This window comes from Pseudoalteromonas sp. AWH4_217 (assembly GCF_056161105.1).
The window spans coordinates 309,283-330,357 of the sequence record NZ_JBSWYM010000006.1 but is presented as its reverse complement, the minus strand read 5'-3'; the positions used below and the strand labels follow the sequence as shown (position 1 = coordinate 330,357).

The 21,075-nt window shown below is 45.1% G+C and carries 15 protein-coding genes; 8 read left to right on the top strand and 7 right to left on the bottom strand.

What is annotated here, in order from left to right:
- Positions 1-117: 117 nt before the first annotated feature.
- The 5 genes from ACXAH1_RS09810 to ACXAH1_RS09790 all read right to left on the bottom strand — a co-directional run bounded on the left by ACXAH1_RS09810 (position 118) and on the right by ACXAH1_RS09790 (position 4,588).
- On the bottom strand, positions 118-732 hold the full coding sequence (locus tag ACXAH1_RS09810; RefSeq protein ID WP_475196367.1) for a phage tail protein: 615 nt from the start codon (positions 730-732) through the stop codon (positions 118-120).
- Positions 733-898: 166 nt separating this feature from the next.
- The gene (locus ACXAH1_RS09805) at positions 899-1,372 is read right to left on the bottom strand and encodes a hypothetical protein (protein WP_475196366.1); all 474 of its coding nucleotides are present in this window, start codon (positions 1,370-1,372) and stop codon (positions 899-901) included.
- A gap of 173 nt (positions 1,373-1,545) precedes the next feature.
- On the bottom strand, positions 1,546-2,517 hold the full coding sequence (locus ACXAH1_RS09800; protein ID WP_475196364.1) for a methionyl-tRNA formyltransferase: 972 nt from the start codon (positions 2,515-2,517) through the stop codon (positions 1,546-1,548).
- Positions 2,518-2,526: 9 nt separating this feature from the next.
- Positions 2,527-3,765 (bottom strand): SAM-dependent methyltransferase, encoded by a 1,239-nt coding sequence (locus ACXAH1_RS09795; RefSeq protein WP_475196363.1) that lies wholly within the window; start codon positions 3,763-3,765, stop codon positions 2,527-2,529.
- A 94-nt stretch (positions 3,766-3,859) separates the two neighbouring features.
- Positions 3,860-4,588 (bottom strand): beta-propeller fold lactonase family protein, encoded by a 729-nt coding sequence (locus ACXAH1_RS09790; RefSeq protein WP_475196362.1) that lies wholly within the window; start codon positions 4,586-4,588, stop codon positions 3,860-3,862.
- Between the two features lie 456 nt (positions 4,589-5,044).
- Between ACXAH1_RS09790 and ACXAH1_RS09785 the strand changes: the two genes are divergently transcribed.
- From ACXAH1_RS09785 to ACXAH1_RS09755, 7 genes are all read left to right on the top strand, one after another.
- Positions 5,045-9,115, top strand: a complete 4,071-nt coding sequence (locus ACXAH1_RS09785; protein WP_475196361.1) for a TOMM system kinase/cyclase fusion protein — start codon at positions 5,045-5,047, stop codon at positions 9,113-9,115.
- Between the two features lie 7 nt (positions 9,116-9,122).
- Complete coding sequence (locus ACXAH1_RS09780) at positions 9,123-9,626, top strand: hypothetical protein (protein ID WP_475196360.1); 504 nt, start codon at positions 9,123-9,125, stop codon at positions 9,624-9,626.
- A 77-nt stretch (positions 9,627-9,703) separates the two neighbouring features.
- Entirely contained in the window at positions 9,704-10,843 is a 1,140-nt protein-coding gene (locus ACXAH1_RS09775) for an amidohydrolase family protein (RefSeq protein ID WP_475196358.1), read from the top strand.
- The gene (locus ACXAH1_RS09770; protein ID WP_475196357.1) at positions 10,840-12,942 is read left to right on the top strand and encodes a YcaO-like family protein; all 2,103 of its coding nucleotides are present in this window, start codon (positions 10,840-10,842) and stop codon (positions 12,940-12,942) included. Before ACXAH1_RS09775 ends, ACXAH1_RS09770 begins: the two co-directional genes overlap by 4 nt.
- A gap of 33 nt (positions 12,943-12,975) precedes the next feature.
- Positions 12,976-13,725 carry a hypothetical protein gene (locus ACXAH1_RS09765; protein ID WP_125779312.1) on the top strand — a complete coding sequence of 250 codons (750 nt, stop codon included), beginning with the start codon at positions 12,976-12,978 and terminating at the stop codon, positions 13,723-13,725.
- A complete protein-coding gene (locus ACXAH1_RS09760; protein ID WP_475196356.1) occupies positions 13,679-14,539 on the top strand; it encodes a phytanoyl-CoA dioxygenase family protein in 861 nt (286 codons plus the stop codon). The genes ACXAH1_RS09765 and ACXAH1_RS09760 overlap by 47 nt, the downstream gene beginning before the upstream one ends.
- Positions 14,540-14,552: 13 nt before the next feature.
- Entirely contained in the window at positions 14,553-16,559 is a 2,007-nt protein-coding gene (locus ACXAH1_RS09755; RefSeq protein ID WP_475196354.1) for a YcaO-like family protein, read from the top strand.
- 259 nt (positions 16,560-16,818) lie between these two features.
- Here the strand turns inward: ACXAH1_RS09755 and ACXAH1_RS09750 are convergent, their stop codons facing one another.
- Positions 16,819-19,002 carry an OsmC domain/YcaO domain-containing protein gene (locus ACXAH1_RS09750; RefSeq protein WP_475196352.1) on the bottom strand — a complete coding sequence of 728 codons (2,184 nt, stop codon included), beginning with the start codon at positions 19,000-19,002 and terminating at the stop codon, positions 16,819-16,821.
- Between the two features lie 194 nt (positions 19,003-19,196).
- On the opposite strand from ACXAH1_RS09750, the gene ACXAH1_RS09745 reads away from it, so the two are divergent.
- Positions 19,197-19,790, top strand: a complete 594-nt coding sequence (locus ACXAH1_RS09745) for a hypothetical protein (RefSeq protein WP_475196351.1) — start codon at positions 19,197-19,199, stop codon at positions 19,788-19,790.
- A gap of 330 nt (positions 19,791-20,120) precedes the next feature.
- Here the strand turns inward: ACXAH1_RS09745 and ACXAH1_RS09740 are convergent, their stop codons facing one another.
- Entirely contained in the window at positions 20,121-20,996 is an 876-nt protein-coding gene (locus tag ACXAH1_RS09740; RefSeq protein ID WP_475196349.1) for a LysR family transcriptional regulator, read from the bottom strand.
- Positions 20,997-21,075: the final 79 nt, after the last annotated feature.

The window sequence follows — 21,075 nt, the reverse complement described above, 5'->3', positions numbered from 1 at the left end:
CTGACGTTATCTATCCCATTTTTGATGACATCGTCTATTTGTTTTAATCAACTAAAAACGTACGACTATAATAGTCAAAGAGTTAGCACCAAACAATGCTAACCCTTTGTTTTTTGGCTAATTACGCGGTGGAAAAACCCCTTCGGTAGCAATTAACCAATTAACCGGCAATACCGGATTCAAAATATTAAGTGGCGCTGAGCCGCCTGTGTTAGTCACAGTAACAGTCCCACCTGCCGACCCACCACCAGATACAGTAAGCCCTTTAATATCTGTCAAAGTAGCTTGCCCGAAAGTAGGCTTAAAGAAAGCAGCATTCGAGCTTTGTGCAATATACGAATCGCTGTCTGGCGTTGTTGTATTTGCGGCATTAGTTGCGACCTGCATGGTACCTGATACCGGATTTGACCCCCCAAGAGGTGTAAAAATGGCAGTATGTGAGTGCGCAGGCATATGAATGATCTCAATACCTACCAGCTCAGTACCTTGTCTTTCACCCTGACGGTAGTCCATACCACCTGGGCGTACACCTGAGCCCACAGGGCTGCGGCCACGCAGGTCTGGCAACGCGTATGTAGTACGTGCGTCACCACCATAAATAGTCCCTATCAAAGCAAATAAGGCCTGGTTTTGTGAAATGGCCATAGTCTGACCTAAACACATTGCGAAATTTCTGATTGTAAAAGCACCGCCGAAGGTACCCATTGAGCCAATATACGGGTCAGTAGACATATGAATTCCTCTTTAATTGTAAACATACCCTTTAACGATAAATGCTCAGTACAACTCACCTCACAAAGAGATTTATCAACATGTTGCGAATTACTCGCACCTACTACTTTATTTGTTACGCTGCCGAGACGGCATCAAGCTGTTGTAGAGCTGTCTATGCTCAGGGTTAGTCAGGATTTCCTTCTGGCAAATGTGCTGTAAACACGGGTGGAATGAAGAATTCAGGCAACTGCACCCTGCGTGCTTCTCCGCTCAAAACTTTATCAAGACAAACAGTGCCGATATCGTTAATACTGATATCCAAAGCTGCATCGGAATCTTCTTTTGGAAAACGCCAGTACAGCTCTGTGGTTTTATAGCGCAGTAGTGCCATCATCTCGTATTGATCGAACTCACTGGGGCTATCGCAAAACCGCTCGTGACAGTCTTCAAGCTTTTGCTCCCCTAAAAACTGTACTAACAAGCTGCCCATCCCCGGGACTTCAAGGATACTGCTCTCTCCTTGCGCAACGACTAATTCGCCCGTTCCCTCTAACTTCGCAATACGCTGTCCTTCACCACTGGGGTTGACGCCACCATCATAAGGATAGAGCGCTAAATCATAGCCATAGCGGTTCGTTAGATTGATCTTTATGTTCATATCTATCTCGCTTCTGAGTTTAAGTTCAGAGCATAGTTAGAAATGCAGGATGATAAGTACATCGGCCAGGCCACTCACGAGTCCTTCTCAACTAAGCTACCATTGTAAAATTTAGTACAAAGGTATCGGTTTGCAATTGATATATCTCAATCAAACCACCTATATTTTTGCCGTTACATCCGGCTTTGTTGCGAGGCTGCAACCTCTAGTCCCGGTTCAAGCCCGAATAAAATTGCAAAGCGGTAACCGTCGAATACCCCCTGCTCAGTTAACACTGCGTCCAGACGAATGGCGCCATCTATGGTTTTCACCAGTAACCCTTTAGCTCTGTCGAGTTCCAACACTGTACCAGGCTTAATACCAGTCAATTGGCAATCCATAGTACTGGCTTGCATAAGCTGGAGTAGTCCTTCACGAAATTTAAAGCGGGCACCACCAAGTTCGGCATTACCAGCGCGCGCCAGATTAACAATTTCGCCTCCTGTGTGGCGTTGCCAGTCAATCGTTAAGTCTTCAATCTGTACATGGGAGGCATAACGGGGTTCATACCGCTTCCCGTTTACTTCTATGAACTCTTGCTGAGCATGCCAGGTAAGCGTGCCTGCGGCTTGTTGTTGAGTAAACTGTTCAAGCAGTGCGGGTACCATCTGGGCTATCTTTTGATGAAAACACTGCGAGGTATCAAACGGATGCACGGGCAAATCGATGTGTGTGCCAATCTCTCCGGTATCTAGCTTTTCGGCCACCTTGTGTAACGTTACCCTGATAGTCTCTGCGCCATTTTTAAGCTGCCAAAATACAGGCATTGGCCCGCGGTAATCCGGTAGAGCGCTCGGGTGAATGTTAAACAAACGACCAGCAAAATAGTCGATTAGTCTGGCGCGTATTTTGTGTTTAAACAGATAAGCCAAACCACTGTTCGCGCCCAGCCTGTCGAGACCGGCAATCAAGTCTTCGTCTGATGCGGTATTGTATTGCAACATAGGGATCTGGTGATGATGCAAAAATTGCTGCAACTGAACAAGGTCAGGGTTGGGCTCGGCTTCAATCAAAACCACGCAACTTAACTGGCCTCTTTGCAATAAATACTGTACCGCAGCCAGACACAAGCAACTGCCGCTAAACAAAGCATATTTAGGTTCCATGCTGGCCTCCTATACTTTCACAGGTACAAACCCAGGCATACCGCTGAGTTGATAATAAAACTGTACAGTATCCCCGCTGTTGGCAACAAAATGCGTATGTTCCAGCTCTTTAGGTTGCGCATCAACATAGAAATTCATGTCAGGCCTGGGGTGGGTAATCCCCGAATCGTATTGGTCTAAGCCTTCATCATCAAACGTATTTATCTGTGCGTATACCGCCAAAATACGGGACGGCATATCTTCAAAGCCGGTCGGCAAAGTAATCGTGTTAGCAGCAACAACCCTTATGTCGTCTTCCAGCTCAATCTCTTCCATCTTCAACAGCGCTGACTTGTCAATGCGCATCAGCTCGCCCAGCTCAATTCGCTCCTGCAAGGCGCTGCTATTGAGATTGTCCGAATGACAGTACTGCGTATCTTTCCACTGCTGATTAAATTCCGTTTCACCATGAACCATCATACCCTTGATAGATACAGAGCGCGGTATCATCCATCCATCAAGCGTCAGGAATTTAACCAGATGCTTTGCAATAGCCAGCTGCCCTTCGCGGGTAAAACCATGTTGCATAGCCTCCAGGACCAGCAAGTCGATACTCTCTTGGGGTTCATAAACAGTCGCATCTTCTTCAATGATGTCTGCAACAAACTCACCCAACTGCAGATCATTGATGAGCTGTCTGAGCGTCACAATAGCGCCTGGGTGTGTATCAACAAATAACACCTTAATTTGCTCATGATTAAACTCGTTCTGGTCTTTATAGTAGCTCAGCAAAGGCAATAGCAAAGGCGCAAACGGACCACAAGCGGGATACAAAACAGTAATAGAGTCCTTATGAGAGAGCATGCCACGTATTGCCTTGTCAATGCCCTTTGCATAACCCTGAATACGGTATATGTCTTTGATTGTATGGCGACAGTTATATGGCGACATGACCAGGCCCGTCGGAGAAATATACTGACGGGTTAAAAGCTCTTCGCTTAACTCGGCCATAGACATTGACTGAACAGCCTGATCATACATGGCCTCAAAAGCAGCCGTCAGCTGAGCGTGAGTAGCAACCGTGGTGCCGAGGGTTAATGCCATGGCATTTACGAAGCTTTGGGTTAGCGCTTGTTGACGTTGAGCGGTGGTAAGTTTCGCCTTAAGTAAAGACTCAAGTTGGTTACGGACGGTGTGTTTTAATAGTTGATCGACTTTTGGATCTGCATAATCAGCCTTTAGCACATTATGCGTTTGATGTTTTTCCATCGGCGCTACCTAAGTATGATAATTCCATAATTACAAAGCGTTAAGTGCAACTTTACCGCTGTGCACTTAACCCCGTCAGCGTTCATGATTCAGTTTAGTTGAGTGCCGTCAATTTGCGAGCTTCTAGGTTAAAAATCCACTTTCTATCGCCCAGTTGCCCACCCGTGATTACAATCTGCTCTGTACCATCCAGTGCTTTATATATAGGCTGCTTACCCAAACGGGTTTGACCATATGAATATAAAAACGCGCCGTTATTGCCAAATACTTTAACGCTGGAAGTACCTGACTCAAGCACATGCACGCGGCCATCACCGTCAAGCGTCAAACTTTTTGGCCCATTTAACTGCGACACCACTTCAGTACCAAACTCGCCGATTTGGGCAAGTTGTTCACCGAAAAAGTTCGCCACAATAACCTGGTGATGACCACGCTCAATAAAGTAAAGCAGCTGCTGGTTGGGTTCGACCGCAAAATCGCTCACATTGGAGAACCCCTGAGGCAACTTAATTGTGCCAATGGTGGTGCCAGACAGATCAAAGACCGTTATTTCATTACTCATTTCAAAATAAACATATATAAATGTGTTGTAACGCCTGACAACAGAGGGACGCAAAGTGACCTGAACACTTTCTCCACTTGGTGCTTCCATTGAGACAGAAGGCGCATGGCGAGCAATCTCTTCAAGTAAGTTGCCACTAACACGTTGGGTATTCTGTTCTGAATTTGTAAATGCAATGCTATCTGCAGCAAGTGCACTGACAGGCAGCACACCACTCGCACACAAGTACGAGCTTGTTTTAAGAAAAGTACGACGTTCCATCTTTAACCACCTTAAGCTACCTAAAAACTGGCTCATTATCACAAACTACTGAATAATTGAACATTACACTATATTACACGGCAAACAACATCTACCAATTTAGTACTGGATTACCTTAAAAACATAGGAATTTAGCGCTTATTAACCATGATTTATTCCAATCCTTAGCCAGAAGCAATTGACCCTCTATTGATAATCGGTAAAGATTACCAGCCGAGAACTACAGCATGCTTCAGACTAATCAGTAACTATTGAAATTATTGAAATTTACTCAAGTGACGAGATAAGTTGCCGATAATCAATACGACCTTCATCTTAGTGAAATCTGTCTGATGTCAAATAAAACGATGCTAATGGCAAGGATGTTGAAAAAACATTGTAATAATCGTAATTCTTAACAATAATTTAGAGCTTAGGTTCGAGCCCTGTTAACAAATTAGATAAAAATAAAAGACTATGCCACTAACTCAATTTTCTGATCCTTACATTCAGGATCGCTTTCAGTCGACGCAATATGAGCTCATCCACAAGATAGGCGAAGGCGGCTTTGGTAAGGTTTACAAAGCGAAGAATAAAAACACGGATCAGGTCGTGGCAATCAAGTTTCTGGCACTTGAGCCTCACCTTGACGAAGCCAAAAAGCATCGATACGTTGAGCGATTCAAACGCGAAACCTCTCTCAGCAGCCAGCTGCAGCACCCGCATATTGTGCGCCTGCTGGATAAAGGTCAGGTAGACGAAAACCTGCTGTACGGCGTGTTTGAATATGTGGAAGGTCAGTCACTGCGCGAACACCTTATCCAGGAAGGCGCGTTAGACGCAGTAGACGCCACCGACATTATGTTGCAGGTACTGGATGCCCTGATCCATGCACACCAAAAAGGCATAGTCCACCGGGACATTAAACCCGCCAATATCATGCTGACCCAGGCAGGCGCAAAAACCTACGCTAAAATTCTCGACTTTGGTATCGGCACGCTCAGTCAGGAAAGCCGCCATCAGGACTTTGCCACACTGACACTCACCCAGGAAACTCTGGGTACACCTTCGTACAGCGCCCCCGAGCAATTGCGCGGTGAACCAGCTTCTGCCAAAACGGATATCTATGTTTGGGGCCTAGTATTTTTAGAGTGTCTGACGGGGTTACCAGCCGTTACCGGCTCCAGTATTGCCTCGATTTACCACAAGCAATTGAGCGATGTTCATATTCCGCTACCCAGTGCCTTGCTTGGCCACCCGCTATCGGGATTGTTGCGTCGTGTACTACAAAAAAATGCCACAGAGCGGGTTATCTCAGGGGAAGAAGCCTTCACCGAACTGAACTCTATGAATGTGTCGAACCTGGTGGGCGTGCTGGCAGACGTACAGGCGCAACATGGTTACGACGATGCCACTGTGGTGCTGCGCACCGATGACCCTAGTCACCCCGGCCAGCAAGATTACACCACGCTGACAGAGCGCAAACAGATCACCGTTATGGCACTGCGCCTCAGCGCTAAAATGCTCGATGAAAACGCCAAAGATCTGGATGTAATCGATACCCTGTTTAAATCACAGCGCAACACCTGTATTGATATAGCCACCCGCTTTGGTGCTTATCATGTGGGCAATCTGGCCGATACTGCGCTGTTCTACTTTGGTTACCCCATTGCCAGCGACAACGACACGCGGCTGAGCGCACGTACCGCGCTGGATGTGATCAGCGAACTGGGCAAGCGTAATGCGCTGATGCAGGAAGCCCACGGCGTGCAACTCAACGCCCATATTGGCCTGCACTCGGGTATTTTTGTCACTTACGCCAATGCCGTACCAGAAGGCCATATTGCTAACACAGCCATGCAACTGGCTCGCCATGCTGGCGAACGTCAAATTTTGTGTACCGCAGAGTCACGCGCCATCCTTGAGCCTTACAGTGAGTTCGATTATTTCGACAATATGCAACTGGGTATGGCGTTTGAACAGCAAGCCATTTATAACCTTAAAGGCGAAAAACGCGTCGAAGCCTTTGGTTTTATGCGTGGTACGCGCCATCACCACAAGCTGATTGGCCGTCAGAGCGAGCTGGATAAAACACTATCTATCATTAATAACGAACAACAAACCACTCGGGTTGCCCATATTTACGGTGAAGCCGGCATTGGTAAGTCGCGATTACTGCAAGAAATTCGTGCCAACGCCGGCAAATACCAGCATCTGGTTGCCCAGTGTTTGCCGGAGCACCAGAACAACGCGCTCTACCCTGTTCTGACGCTGGTACGTTACCTGTTTAATACCAGCAATCTCAGCAATACCGAGGTCATAGACCTGTTTGTTTCGCTGCTTAATGAACAGGACAGCACACTCAACACAGAGACCATTTTGCCAATCCTGCTGGTGTGGCTGAACATTGAGTTGCCCGAAGACATGCAGCCATCGTCACTGGCGCCGGATGCACAGAAAGAGTTACTGTTCAAAGGCCTGAGTGCCCTGCTGCTGTCGCACAAATTCAGCCTCAGCAATCATAAGCTGTACATCATTGAAGACATTCACTGGGCAGATTCCACTACTTTGGAGTTTATCCACCACTTTGCAGCTAACCTGAGCGATGGCAGCGTGCTGATCAGCACCTCGCGCCAGCCTAAGCCAGACAGCCTGCACGACCTGACATTGCTGGAGCTGGAGCTACACAAGCTCACCGCCAAAGCAACCGAAGACTTTATCGAGCAACTGTTCGAAGGCAAAGCCGTCTCGAAAAACGTACGCGATATCCTGGTTAGCCGCACCGATGGCATCCCGCTGTTTATCGAAGAGCTGGTTGACATGCTGAAACAAAAAGCACTGGTCAGCGAGCAAAGCGGCGAAATCAACTTCGTCAGCCCGGATAAACTCGATCAGGTCCCCAGCAGCTTGCGCGAATCGCTACAGCAAAAACTCGACAGCCTGGTGCACGCCAAAGAAACCGCACAACTCGCCGCCACCATAGGCCGCGAATTCGAATACGACCTGCTCGTCGCCGCGTCATCACTCAGTGAAGATCAGATCCAAAACGACCTGAATGAACTGATCGAGAAAGACCTCATCATTCAACAACGCCGGGTTGAAAATGATAGCTATATCTTTAAACACGCGCTGGTAAGGGATGCGGCTTATGACTATGCAAGCACTAAAAGTAGAGAGCAAAACCACATAAGTATAGCTAACAGCTTTTCAACTTTATCCAAAAAGTCCAAAGAGGAAATATCTTATATAGTAGCTATTCATTACGCCAAAGGTATGGAATTTGAAAAAGCCGTCACAAATGGGATTATTGCTCTAACAAGCATGAGCAGAAATGCTGCCTACCGCGAATCCGTAATATACTTTGATACATTGGCAGAGTGGAATTCCAAAAGTGAATCACAAGAGTTTAAGCTAAATTCAGAGCTAGAGTGCTTAGAATTAATTTTACCCGCAGTAATGACTTTGGATGGTTATGGTGGAGAAAGAGTAAAGTATATTAGCGGTAGAATTGAGAAGTTAATAGCTGACAACTCAATGCTTGAAAGCGAAGATATTGACGAGCTTATAATGAAAGTTGAATGGTCACTATTCTTGAATGCACATTATAGCTCTAAGAGAAGCCAAGCTATTGAAATTGGGAATAGAATTATTTCTCGCGCACAGGCCAGTAATGACAAGCAAAGAGAAATGCTTGTTTTAACACACTTGGGTCAAGCTCATTTGGTGGATGGTGACCTAGAAAAATCGATTATATGCCACCAGAAATCTCTTTCTATGTACGAAGATAAAAGAGATGCGAATTTGTTTCACCAATTTGGAACAGATCCAAAATCTCAAAATCTATCTATGCAATCACTTACATACTTACACAGGGGACAGCTTGAAGAAGCCTTTAATAGTGCAGAACTGGCAATGGTACATGCAGAATTAATAAACCATGATGTTTCTATTACTTTTGCTCATTTATTCAAAGCTCTGCTTTCATACTTTGTGAATGACAAAGAAACCGTGAAAAAAGTGGTAGATAGGTATGAACGTAGTTACAAAGATAAAAAAGATCTCGTTTGGATCAACACTTTCCTATATATGCTTTATGATTGGGCAAATGGTGAAACTGAATATGCTGAAAATAGTATTGAGCAGCAGATTAGTTCAGGCCAATACTTCGCCCTAGGGTGGTATGAGCCCTCCTTGGCGGATACTTATATTGAAAAAGGGTACTTAGATAAAGCCATTAAATTAATGGAAAGCTCCCTCGAGCGTATATCAAAAAATAAAGAACATTCAGCGGCTCCGTTTATAATCAATAAGCTTGTGGAATGTTATATTAAGAAAGACGGTTACTTGACCGAAAAAAGCGAAAAACTACTAAATTCATCAATAGAACTAGCTGATTCTCAAGGAGCATTATTTTTCCATATGATGGCTTATTCCACTTATTGTCATGCCAAGAATGAAAAGCGTGTTAAGGAAAAATACCTAGAGCTGTTCGAAAAAATTTCTCATAGTAAAGAATCCAAGAACTTATTACTTACACTTAAATTATAGGTGACACATGAAAAATACTAATTTAGGCGCTGAGATTGGCGATCCAAGTACAGTCGATAACATTAGAGCAATACAGGATTGGCAATTAGCTTGGTCAAGACTTGTTGCTTATGCTTGGGAAAACTGGGAAAAAGAAGAAAATGGGGAAAATATAGTTGATAAAATAACTAGCAACCCTGAGTTTTACTTGAAACAGTTCGGTTACTCGGGCAATTTTGATACAACAAGAATAGTGGTTGTAAGAGAGCAAAATGGCGGGAAGAAATCGGTTGAATTAAACAACTGGACAGAGAACGACCAACAAAGTTATAAATCTCCAACTGTAAACAATAACGTAAACGAAGAAGCTGCTCCGGAAACACTCACAAATGGGTGGAATGAGGCATATCAAAACAACCAATTAGCCGGTGCGTTAGTAGTTGTTTTGCCATCACCTCCGGAAAAGGACCAAGCTTTGGCGCTTTCTGACTATATGGCTATTAGCAACTATCAACCGTTTACATGTACTTAATTAAATAACTAAGTAACTGCCTCCTCCAAGACCTATACTGAGGAGGCAAATCCTGAAAACGACTACGGAACATTAGTTTGAGTAAAATTATTGATTGTGACAGACATGTCATTGAGCCCTTGGAAATATGGGATAAGTATACAACAAGCAGTACAAGAGAATCTTTTCCTGTTTCAATGACATTCGATAATGAAGAAAAACGAGAAGAGAGACTAAATAAATACGGTATAGATATACCTTTGCCTCCGACTTATATGCTTAAAGACTCTCAAATTCTTAGTAATTGGGACACAAGACATCAAATAGCTTCAGCACTTATTAATAATAACAGTAAGTCAGAAAGAGCAAAAGCTATGACCCCAGCCGGTCAAATTGACTCTATGAATACCTCAAATGTAGACATTGCTATGATCTTCCCCACATTTGCTGGTTATATTGTCAACCATAAACATATTACGCCTGAAGCCTCTTTAGATTATGCTAATGCTTACAACCGCTGGATTGCAGACTACTGTTCGTATGAATCAACACGTCTCAAACCAGTAAGCCTCATTAGTAGGCATGATCCAGCAACTCTTGTAAGCCAAGTAGAACAAACAGTGCGTCGAGGATGGTCAGCAATCACCCTTAGACCTGAGCCGATTTTAGGAAAAACACTTGGAGATCCCAGTTACGAGAGATTCTGGCAAGCATGTGCTCACCATGAAATAGCGGTCTCATTCCATGGTGGAACCCACTTACAAGGGCAAACAGTTGGAATGGACAGGTTCAACAATCGCTTTTCTTTGCATGCTTGTTCACACCCTATGGAAGCGCAAATGGCATTCGTGACTCTTTTAGAGTCTGGTGTATTTGAGCGAAACCCCAATCTAAAAGTTGCATTTCTTGAAGCTGGCTGTTCATGGGTACCACATTGGCTATGGCGCTTGGACAATATTTGCTATGACGAATTTCCTAGCTTAACAAAAGACAACATTAAAGTATTACCATCCGAATACTTTATGAAAAATTGTTGGGTAGGTGTAGAAATTGGAGAGCCATTAAATGATACACTGGCGATGATCGGTCATAGTAAGCTGATATTCGGCAGTGATTATCCCCACCCAGATCACCTTCACTTCGACCTAGCAAATATATCTGAAGAAATGCCTAGTTTGAGCAACTCTCAAATTTCTGACATTCTAGATGAGAACCCTAGAAAATTATTTAATTTATGACTATAAATTTAGAATCTGTCATAAAATGGCAACCTCAAATAAGAGCTTTTTCACTCGATGGTGGCGACACTATTGTTGTCTCAACAGATAATGAAATACTTTTTGATAAAAAAAACTTTCCTTTATTTCAATATATTGATGGTATTCAATCTGTTAAGGAAATTATAGGAAAAGCAATAGATCAACGAGATGTGAGCTTATTTTTGTACAAAGCTGGTCGCTTTTTGAATGACAATGTATATCTAACACTTCAAAATTCAGATAAAACACATCTAGTCGCAAATTCAGTTTTGCCTGAAAAATTAAGCCGTAATATCTACTCGAACATATCACAGAAGAGGTTAGTTGAAGAGCCTTCCTTTATATCAAAACTAACTGCTGACTTTTCGCACATTACAATCGTTTTCACTACAGATATATTCACGATTTCTTTTGATTCCTGGTTAAAAGAACGCAATGTTCCTTTTATATGTATTGAGGCAGGGCTAAGCAGTCTTAAAGTTTCTCCAGTATTCCGAAGTTTTAATTCTTTCATCAGTTACAAAAAAGCAGTATTCAGAAATAAACCAGTCGCTCAATACCTGTCCAACAAGTTTCCTGGCATATGTACTCGCCCTAAATTCAGCGAGTGTAATGACAAAGTCATACCCGATGCTATATCAGTTATGCTACATCAGGCGATATCAGAGCAAGTCTCTTCATCCAAGAATCTTTTACTTCAAATTCACTTAGACTCTTGTGAACTGCAAGCCCACCAGGTTAGTGACGATTTAAGTTCCAATAGCAAACTTTCTACAGCAATTAAGTTAAAGTCATCGCCAGCACCTTATAACAATGATGGAGGTTCTCGAACTCAACAAGCTGCGGAAACTGTTAGCAGGTTAATAACATATGTAAGTCCTTTATCTGGATTGATCACTCATATAGAGCCTGTCAATCAGCATACTCCAAGTCCAGTGACCATATATAGAACAGCATTCTTCAAAATACCTTCAACCCAGATTTCAAAACCCTTAGATACAGACAGCTTTGTCCAGGTCTGCCTTGGCAAAGGCGTCACGCACGAACAGTCCAAAGCCAGCGCTTTGTGTGAAGCAATAGAGCGCAAGAACGCTCAGTATATCGGCGATGAGCCCAGTCATGTAACGCAGGCTCAACAGCTGGATGCACGCAGTTATGACTTTGCGCAGTTGTTGCCCTACAGCGAGCAGCAATACGCACGTTTCTCAGACCCCGCTGATTCTGAATCTCAGCGTAAACAAGCTGCGTTGCCTTATACTGAGGAAGCCGTCAATTGGACCGCACTGTGGTCGCTCACGCTCGATGAAAAGGTTTACGTACCTACCGTTTGCTGCTTTGCCAACACGCCGTTTGAGGAAGACCGCTTTGGTAAATGGCATTCCAATGGCTGTGCCGCTGGTAATAATCTGGAAGAGGCCATTTTACAGGCTTTATTTGAGTTGCTTGAGCGTGATGCAACCGCTATCTGGTGGTACAACCGCCTGCCGCGCCCACAGTTTGAGTTAATCGGTCTGGACCCGAATTATCTGGCACCGCTGCACGAAACCATCACCGCTGAACACGACTACTGGGTGCTGGACCTCACTGTGGATACCGGCGTGCCCGTAATGGCAGCGATTGGCCGTAACAAAACAACCCAGGGGTATGTATTTGGATTTGGCTGTCATTTAAAACCAGAAATGGCGGCACAAAGAGCGCTCACTGAGTTATGTCAGCTTATTCCTATCCGCGACCAAAATGGTGCACCGTTTGATTTTGATGCCATTACAGATGACAGCTTTCTTTTACCAAACGAGCAGGCACCAAGGGGAAGTTATAAACTGACTCAAAGCGGTGACCTGAAAGATGACATTCTAGCCATTGTTGAACACCTACACAGCCTGAATATGGAAACACTGGTACTGGACTACTCCCGCTCGCCCATTCCGCTGAGTACGGCTAAAGTCTTTGTACCCGGACTGTGCCATATCTGGCCACAACTAGGTAATTCAAGGCTTTACCAGACACCGGTAACACTAGGTTGGTTAGAGCAGGCATTGACGGAGCAGACGATTAATCAACAAGGGTTGTATATATAACCCACTACTTTCATAGAAAACAAGGATATAAAAATGAAAAACAGCCTCAATAAGCTCGGAACACGGTATGGGTTTGCAAGCACCAAAGAAGGAGAAGAAATAGAAAAACAAGGTGGTCCAAACCCAGTCGAAAATATGCTGGCAATTAGTGCCTGGCACTCGGCACTGAGCAGAATGATAGCCTATGCGTGGAAAAACTGGGAGAATGACAAAGAGCTAGAATACATTGTCAAATTCCCAGAGTATTACTTAGCAAAGTTTGGCTTTTTTCCTCAAATCCCTGCATACCAAACTAAAGTCCGTTTTGTCATCAAAAAGGGCGATTCTGTTACATTCACTTATGGCAGTCAGGAGGAAGGTGGATTTATCCGAGCCTCAGTGCAAAACGACAGCGAGACAAAAGAGATTATCGAGCAGCTCAGCCCCTCACCCACTTACATGGTGGAAGAAGAAGAGAACCCAACGAGCAGTGATATAAAGTCTGTAGCCTCAATCTGTGGTGATTCAAATAAAACTCCTACAGATCAAGAAATAAGGGATAAACTGAGAGAAGAGCTAGGCTTGGAAAACCCAGAAGGGAACTTTGATGACTCGGCCTTATCACTCTACAACGGATGGAAGTTCGAAAATATGAGTGAATTAACAGGCTGCTTCATAGTAACTATTCCACCAAAACCTGATCTGGGACATGTTGCATGTGCGGACCAAAAGGCCATGGTAGAAACTCAAGCGATTAATGACTTCATGGATATATGTCGAAGCCACCCTTTCACATCTTGCTAAAATAAAAAGGAGGGTTTCCCCTCCTTCACACCCGTATAATTATAATGAAAAGGCATCAGAAATGGCCAATTTTATAAACGCTGGTTTTGATATATTCAGTGACGTTTATATAGATGAAGACCTCCTTGACTCAGCCCACCAACAAATTGGTCGCATAATTAATGGACACAGCGATACTGGACAATCACATTGGGGCATTGTAAACGGCATCGACAATAACTCGTTGACCAGAATTGCTCAGCCTCATTTTTGTAGCCAGGCGTTTTATCAGCTCTTAACTGAAAGCGACATAGGACCTTTGATCGCTGACGTTTTAAAATGCCGCAAGTTAAAGGTTTGGGGCAGCCAGCTTTATATTAAGCCACCAGGTCACTCTCCTTCACTCAACGTTGGCTGGCACCGAGATTCTCAGCATATGCCCTTTTTTAAATCAGGCGTTGCAACTTTGTGGATCCCATTTTGTGCGACCTCTTTGGATACGGGCTGTTTGAAATATATTGGCGGTTCACAAAACACAAAAGAGTACGTTCAGCCTTTGGGAGGTCAGGAGCTTAATCTGAAAGCAGAAACTCAACGCCTTGCACATTTTTCAACTGGAGAATACTCAGAGACACCTGTGGAAGTTCCTCTTGGTGGTTTCTCGTTACACCACTGGGATCTGATTCATGGCAGTGATGCAAATACCGCTGATAAAGCTCGAATCGCTTTATCCGTTGGCGTGTATACAGAAGATTTATGTGTAGACAGCAGCGCTCCCGACTATGGGTATAGTGACATACTAAATAACCCTCGCTTTTGCCCATCATTAATATAAGAGAAAAAGACTAATGAGCAGCTTTATAATGTGGAACCCTAAGTTTACCGTCATCACGGACAAACAAGGGAATGTATTTCTAACACATTACAATCAAAATTATGTCTTGGAACGCAATCGGTTTCCACTTTTTCAGTACATTGATGGTAAACACACCACCCAAGAGATTGCTCTTAAATCTAACGATCCACAAGAATCAGCCTTGTTCTATTATTATCTTGATAACCTGATCCAAGCAGGGCTTGTAATATCACTGCAAGGACCAGAAGAAGTATGGGAACAGGGCATAGAGTGCTCCGAGGTTGCGCTTGTTGAAAACCGTGATATCAGAAAAGCCGACTTATCTGGTTGTAATTTAGTTATAACAAAAGATATTCTAGAACTATCGGCACAAACGTTTCAGGCACATAATAAATGCCTGGTTATAGTCGAAGACTTCTTCAATCTGCTTGTTATTAGCCCGCCCTTAAAATCAGCAAGTGATTTTGAATATTATGTAAAACTCAGGGCCAATAACCTGCCCATGAATTCCTATTTTTTAAAAAACTCTGATAATGCAACAACACGGTACTATCGCAAATCAAGCAACTTTATTGACAAGGCACTCGCGCTAGTTGTGTCCAAACAGCAGCTGTCCAATGATCAAGTATGTATCGTATCTGATGACTTAAAGATAGATACTTTTCCATTTAGCTCCTGCCATGAGAATGCAAAGCAATGGTCAACGAAAATTGCACTAGAAAACTGCCCGATAGTTTTTGGTCGTGATGGCGGCTCGAGAAGCATGAAACCAGAGCTAACAAACAGCAAAATCTCTCCCTATATCAACCGATGCATTGGCCTAATTAATGAGCTTTCAACTCTGAGTGATTCACAAACAATAAAAATATACCGTAGCGCATTTTTCAAATGCCCGAATAAAAGCTTACCCACGCTCAATGTCGATGAATTCAATCAAACCTGCCTTGGCAAAGGCGTCACGCACGAACAGTCCAAAGCCAGCGCTTTATGTGAAGCAATAGAACGCAAGAACGCTCAGTATATTGGTGATGAGCCAAGTCAGGTGGCGCAGGCTCAACAGCTGGATGCGCGCTGTTATAGCTTTTCTCAGTTGTTACCCTATAGCGAGCAGCAGTATGCCCGTTTCTCGGACCCCGCTGATTCTGAATCTCAGCGTAAACAAGCTGCGTTGCCTTATACTGGGGAAGCTGTCAATTGGACTGCTCTGTGGTCGCTTACACGCGATGAAAAAGTCTTTGTGCCCACCGTTTGCTGCTTTGCCAATACACCGTTTGAGGAAGACCGCTTTGGAAAATGGCATTCCAATGGCTGTGCGGCCGGTAATAACCTAGAAGAAGCCATTTTACAGGCTTTATTTGAGTTGCTTGAGCGTGATGCAACCGCTATCTGGTGGTACAACCGCCTGCCGCGCCCACAGTTTGAGTTAAACGGTCTGGACCCAGATTATCTGGCACCGCTGCACGAAACCATCACCGCAGAACACGACTATTGGGTGCTGGACCTCACCGTAGATACCGGCGTGCCCGTCATGGCTGCCATTGGCCGTAATAAAACCACTCAGGGGTATATATTTGGGTTTGGCTGTCACCTAAAACCAGAAATGGCGGCACAGCGAGCGCTCACTGAATTATGTCAGCTTATTCCTATCCGGGACCAAAACGGTGCACCGTTTGATTTTGATGCTATTACAGAAGACAGATTTCTACTGCCTGCTGCGCATGCACCAAGGGGAAGTTATAAGCTGACTCAAAGCGGTGACCTGAAAGATGACATTCTGGCCATTGTTGAGCAGCTAAAAAGACTGGATATGGAAACACTGGTACTGGACTATTCCCGCTCGCCCATTCCGCTGAGTACGGCTAAAGTCTTTGTTCCTGGTCTTTGCCATATCTGGCCACAACTAGGTAATTCAAGGCTTTACCAGACACCGGTAAAACTGGGTTGGATGGATACAGCTTTGACAGAGCAGACTATTAATCAACAGGGATTGTATATTTAATTACTTTGGCCCTGGTGGACGGGAATAACCCAAACTGAAACACCCACTCGCCATTGAAAAGATACCGGCTCACGGCCGGTATGACTGTATAGAATGAGTATATTTGAAGTGAAAAAGGAGCGTATTTGTAGCGAGAATACTCTGTTTACATAGCCCCAGAGTCCAGGTTCGATGGACCCCAATTTCAGTGCTCTACTCTCAATACACAACTAAAGCCCGCAGGTAGTTCACCTACCGGGCTTTAGTAACACTTGGCTACCTATCCCTTGGCAAACTTAGCGCGTGCGGCGTGTAGCTTTTTGTAGCTGTCGATTAAGCGCAGGTGCTTGTCCAGGCCTTCCAGTTGCATGTTGGTTGGTGTCAGGCCATAGAATTTCACATCACCATTGATTGAGCCGATCACTGCATCCATCACTTCTTTGCCGAACATGCGGGTAAAGCTGTGGATGTAGTCTTCAATTTCCAGCTCTTCGTCTAGCGCTACTTCCAGCGTCGCGTGCATTGCCTGATAGAACAAGCCGCGTTCAACGGTGTTATCGTTGTATTGCAGGAAGGTTTCGACCAGCTCAATAGCGGCTTCAATGTCGCCCAGCGCCAGATAGATGAGGATCTTCAGCTCTAAGATGGTCAGCTGGCCCCAAACCGTGTTTTCATCAAATTCCACGCCGATCAAAGTGATGATGTCGATGTAGTTATCAAGCTGGCTTTCTTCCAGGCGGTTAACCAAATTGGCCAGTGCTTCGTCTTCCAGCGAGTGAATATTCAGAATATCTTCGCGGTATTGCAGGGCTTTGTTGGTGTTATCCCAGATTAAGTCTTCTGCCGGGTAAACCTCTGAGTAACCAGGTACCAGAATACGGCAGGCGGTGCCCATATCGGTAAACTCAGCGATATAAGCTTCTTTACCTAAGTCTTTCAAAATGGCGAACAGTTTGTCGCACTCTTCTTCGTTGGTACCCGTGAAGTCCCACTCCACAAACTCATAATCATGCTTGGCACTGAAGAAACGCCAGGAGATTACACCAGTAGAATCAATAAAGTGCTCTACAAAGTTCTCCGGCTCAGACACTGCCATGCTGTTAAAGGTCGGCTTTGGTACGTCGTTCAGACCTTCAAAGCTGCGGCCCTGTAACAGCTCGGTCAGGCTGCGCTCCAGCGCAACTTCCAGACTTGGGTGAGCGCCAAAAGAGGCAAACACACCGCCGGTTTTCGGGTTCATCAGGGTCACACACATGACCGGGAACTGGCCGCCCAGAGAGGCGTCTTTTACCACAACCGGGAAGCCCTGCTCTTCAAGCCCTTTAATGCCCGCCACAATGCCCGGGAACTTAGCCAGTACCTCTTCAGGTACGTCCGGCAGCACGATTTCCTGCTCTATGATCTGCTTTTTCACCGCACGCTCAAAGATCTCAGACAAACACTGCACTTTGGCTTCAAACAGGTTGTTACCTGCGCTCATACCGTTACTCAAGAACAGGTTTTCAATCAGGTTGGACGGGAAGTAAACCGTTTCACCATCGCTGTGACGGGTGTAGGGAATAGAGCAAATCCCACGCTCCACGTTGCCCGAGTTAGTGTCTATCAGGTTTGAGCCGCGCAGCTCGCCTTCCGGATCGTAGATCTCGCGCGTGTAGCCGTCGAGGATTTCGCTTGGCAGTTCATCGTTGTCACCCGGTTTAAACCACTTTTCATTGGGGTAATGAACAAACTCAGCGTTGGCAATTTCTTCACCAAAGAACTGATCGTTATAGAAAAAGTTACAGTTCAGGCGTTCAATAAACTCGCCCAGTGCCGAGCACAGCGCGCTTTCTTTAGTGGCACCTTTACCATTGGTAAAACACATAGGTGATGCGGCATCACGAATGTGTAAAGACCAGACGTTAGGCACAATGTTACGCCACGACGCCACTTCGATTTTCATGCCCAGATCAGACAAAATGCCGGTCATGTTGGCGATGGTCTGCTCCAGTGGCAAATCTTTACCCAGAATGAAGGTACTGGCATCTGAATCGGTGTTTACCATCAGCATAGCCTGTGCATCGTCATCTAGGCTCTCTACCGCTTCAACCTGAAACTCAGGGCCGGTTTGGATCACTTTTTTCACGGTACAGCGGTCAATAGAGCGCAAAATGCCCTGACGGTCTTTTTCAGAAATGCTCTCTGGCAGCTCTACCTGAATTTTAAAGATCTGGTTATAGCGATTTTCGGGGTCAACAATGTTGTTCTGTGCTACGCGGATACCGTCGGTCGGAATATCCCGCGCATTACAATACACTTTCACAAAGTAAGCCGCACACAGCGCAGACGAAGCCAGAAAATAGTCGAACGGGCTGGGGGCTGAGCCATCGCCTTTATAGCGAATAGGCTGGTCGGCAATGACAGAAAAATCGTCGAATCTGGCGTCAATTCGAAGATTATCGAGATAATTTACTTTGATTTCCATGGGGAAGGTTCCGGTGTATTGCAATCGAAAACCCACATTGTACTTGAGGTTGCAAGGCGGCGCCAATGCTGATGCAACAAATCTACAAACCGAAGTAAATTAAGTCGCTAAATGCCTGTTATTAGATGCACAGGCATGTTACTTTCTTGGCAATTAAACTCATCCAACAACACACGAGATAACAAGGATTTATTATGCGCAGCTATGTGTGGTTAGCACTTGGTTTAGGGCTGTTCTCAGGCTCAGCTTTGGCATCTAATATGGGCTTTGGCGTCACTCTTTACGGTGGCCAAAACAGTAGTCAGGATTTACATACCAGTCAAAAAGCAGTGGTTGAGCTGGCCGATAAAAACCACTTTGGGATCAGCTTTGACCGTTATTTGGATAAAAAACGCTACGGCTTTTTTTACAGTATGGTCGAAACTGAGTTCGAGGATTCCCCTATCTACAAGGTGGATATGGAGTATTTGATGTTTCAAAGCGCCATAGATGTGGATATTACGGATAATCTGGACAGCTACATTGGTGCGCAGATTGGTGTGAACAAGGTCACCCCTAACTTCGAAGAGCCTGACCACTTTTTTGCCGCGGGTTTTTATGGCGGTCTTAAATATGATTTGGGTGCCGGGTTCAGCGCTCTGACAGAGATACGCTGGCTGGCTTCGTCTATCAAAAACTCCTCTAAGGTTAGCTGTAATGGCAGTGACGAGGATGTCTGTGCGTGGCATTTTGACGGCGATGTGCTCAATCAGTTCCAGTTAAACATTGGTCTGACTTACCGCTTTTAACCCATTTGGCCGGCGTTATTTTGTCGGCCAGTTCTGTCACCACGCATGACATATGTGTGCCTCCGACAGCTGCTCTGGATGCGGTTCTCCTGGCCATCCGCTCCCAATTACCTTTACAGCTAAGTGGTTCCCGGCTCGCAGGCCGGGATGACGGAACAGGCTGGGAGTTAAAGCGGTTTAACTGAAAAATCGACGAACTCTGTTACAAGATAGGATTCACAATCCAGGCATGCCCATTCGCAAGCTTTCATGCGTTTCATTTAATCACCTTGCACTTAATACGGGAGGCCGGGGTCATTTTACGCCTGAAAAACGTTCACCTCCACAGTATTACAATGCAGCCTTAAGGTGCTCAATAAACAACCTGGTTTTACGGGGGGTATAGCTGGCCTTGGGGTAATAAGCCCAGAGCTGTTTTACCTCGGAGCGAATATCCGGCAAGATGGGGACCAGTGCCCCGGAGCTTAGCTCCCGTTCAATATAGCTTGGCGCGATAAATAACAGACCTATTCCCTGCACAGCGGCCTTTAAAATGGCATCCAGATGATCGGTCACAAAATTATAATTTGTGAATTCAAACAGCCGGCCATCTTCCAGCACTACCCCACCAATTTTGTGGTAATAGCTACTCAGCAACATTTTGTGCTGCGCCAGGTCATCAACACTGGCAATCTCCTCACAGCGTGCCAGATATTCAGGCGCACCGAATAACTGCATCTGATAGTCGAACAAACGAGTCCCCTTGTGTGACACTGAATCAAATGACTCATTGTACCTGGTGATCACCACATCGTGCTGAAGATCAGGTGGCTCTCCTGGTGCCAGAACATTCAGATGAATCGTGATCTTCGGGTATTGCGCCAGAAACTGCTCTATTTTAGGCATTAACACACTACTGCCCACTGCCTGTGTGGCGGCAATCTTCAGGCTTCCCTGCAGCTCGCATGGTTCAGACTGAGCGCTTTCAACCAGTGCTTCAAATTGCGCCAGCCAATCTCTGGCACGAGGAAAAAAGTGCTGTCCTTGCTCCGTCAGATTGACCTGCCGGGTGGTGCGAATAAACAAACTTTGTCCCAAGTGCCTTTCCAGCCAGTCAATGCGTTTGCTCATAGCAGACGCTGATACACCCTGATGTTCCGCCGCTTTAGTAAAGCTTCCCAGCTCCGCCAGAACGCAAAAACTCCGTGTTGCCGTTAACCAATCCACTTAATTGATTCCTGATAGGAAATAGTATTTTAATTATTACCTTATTTTTAGGACAATGAAAGCGGCGTATAGTGCGCAG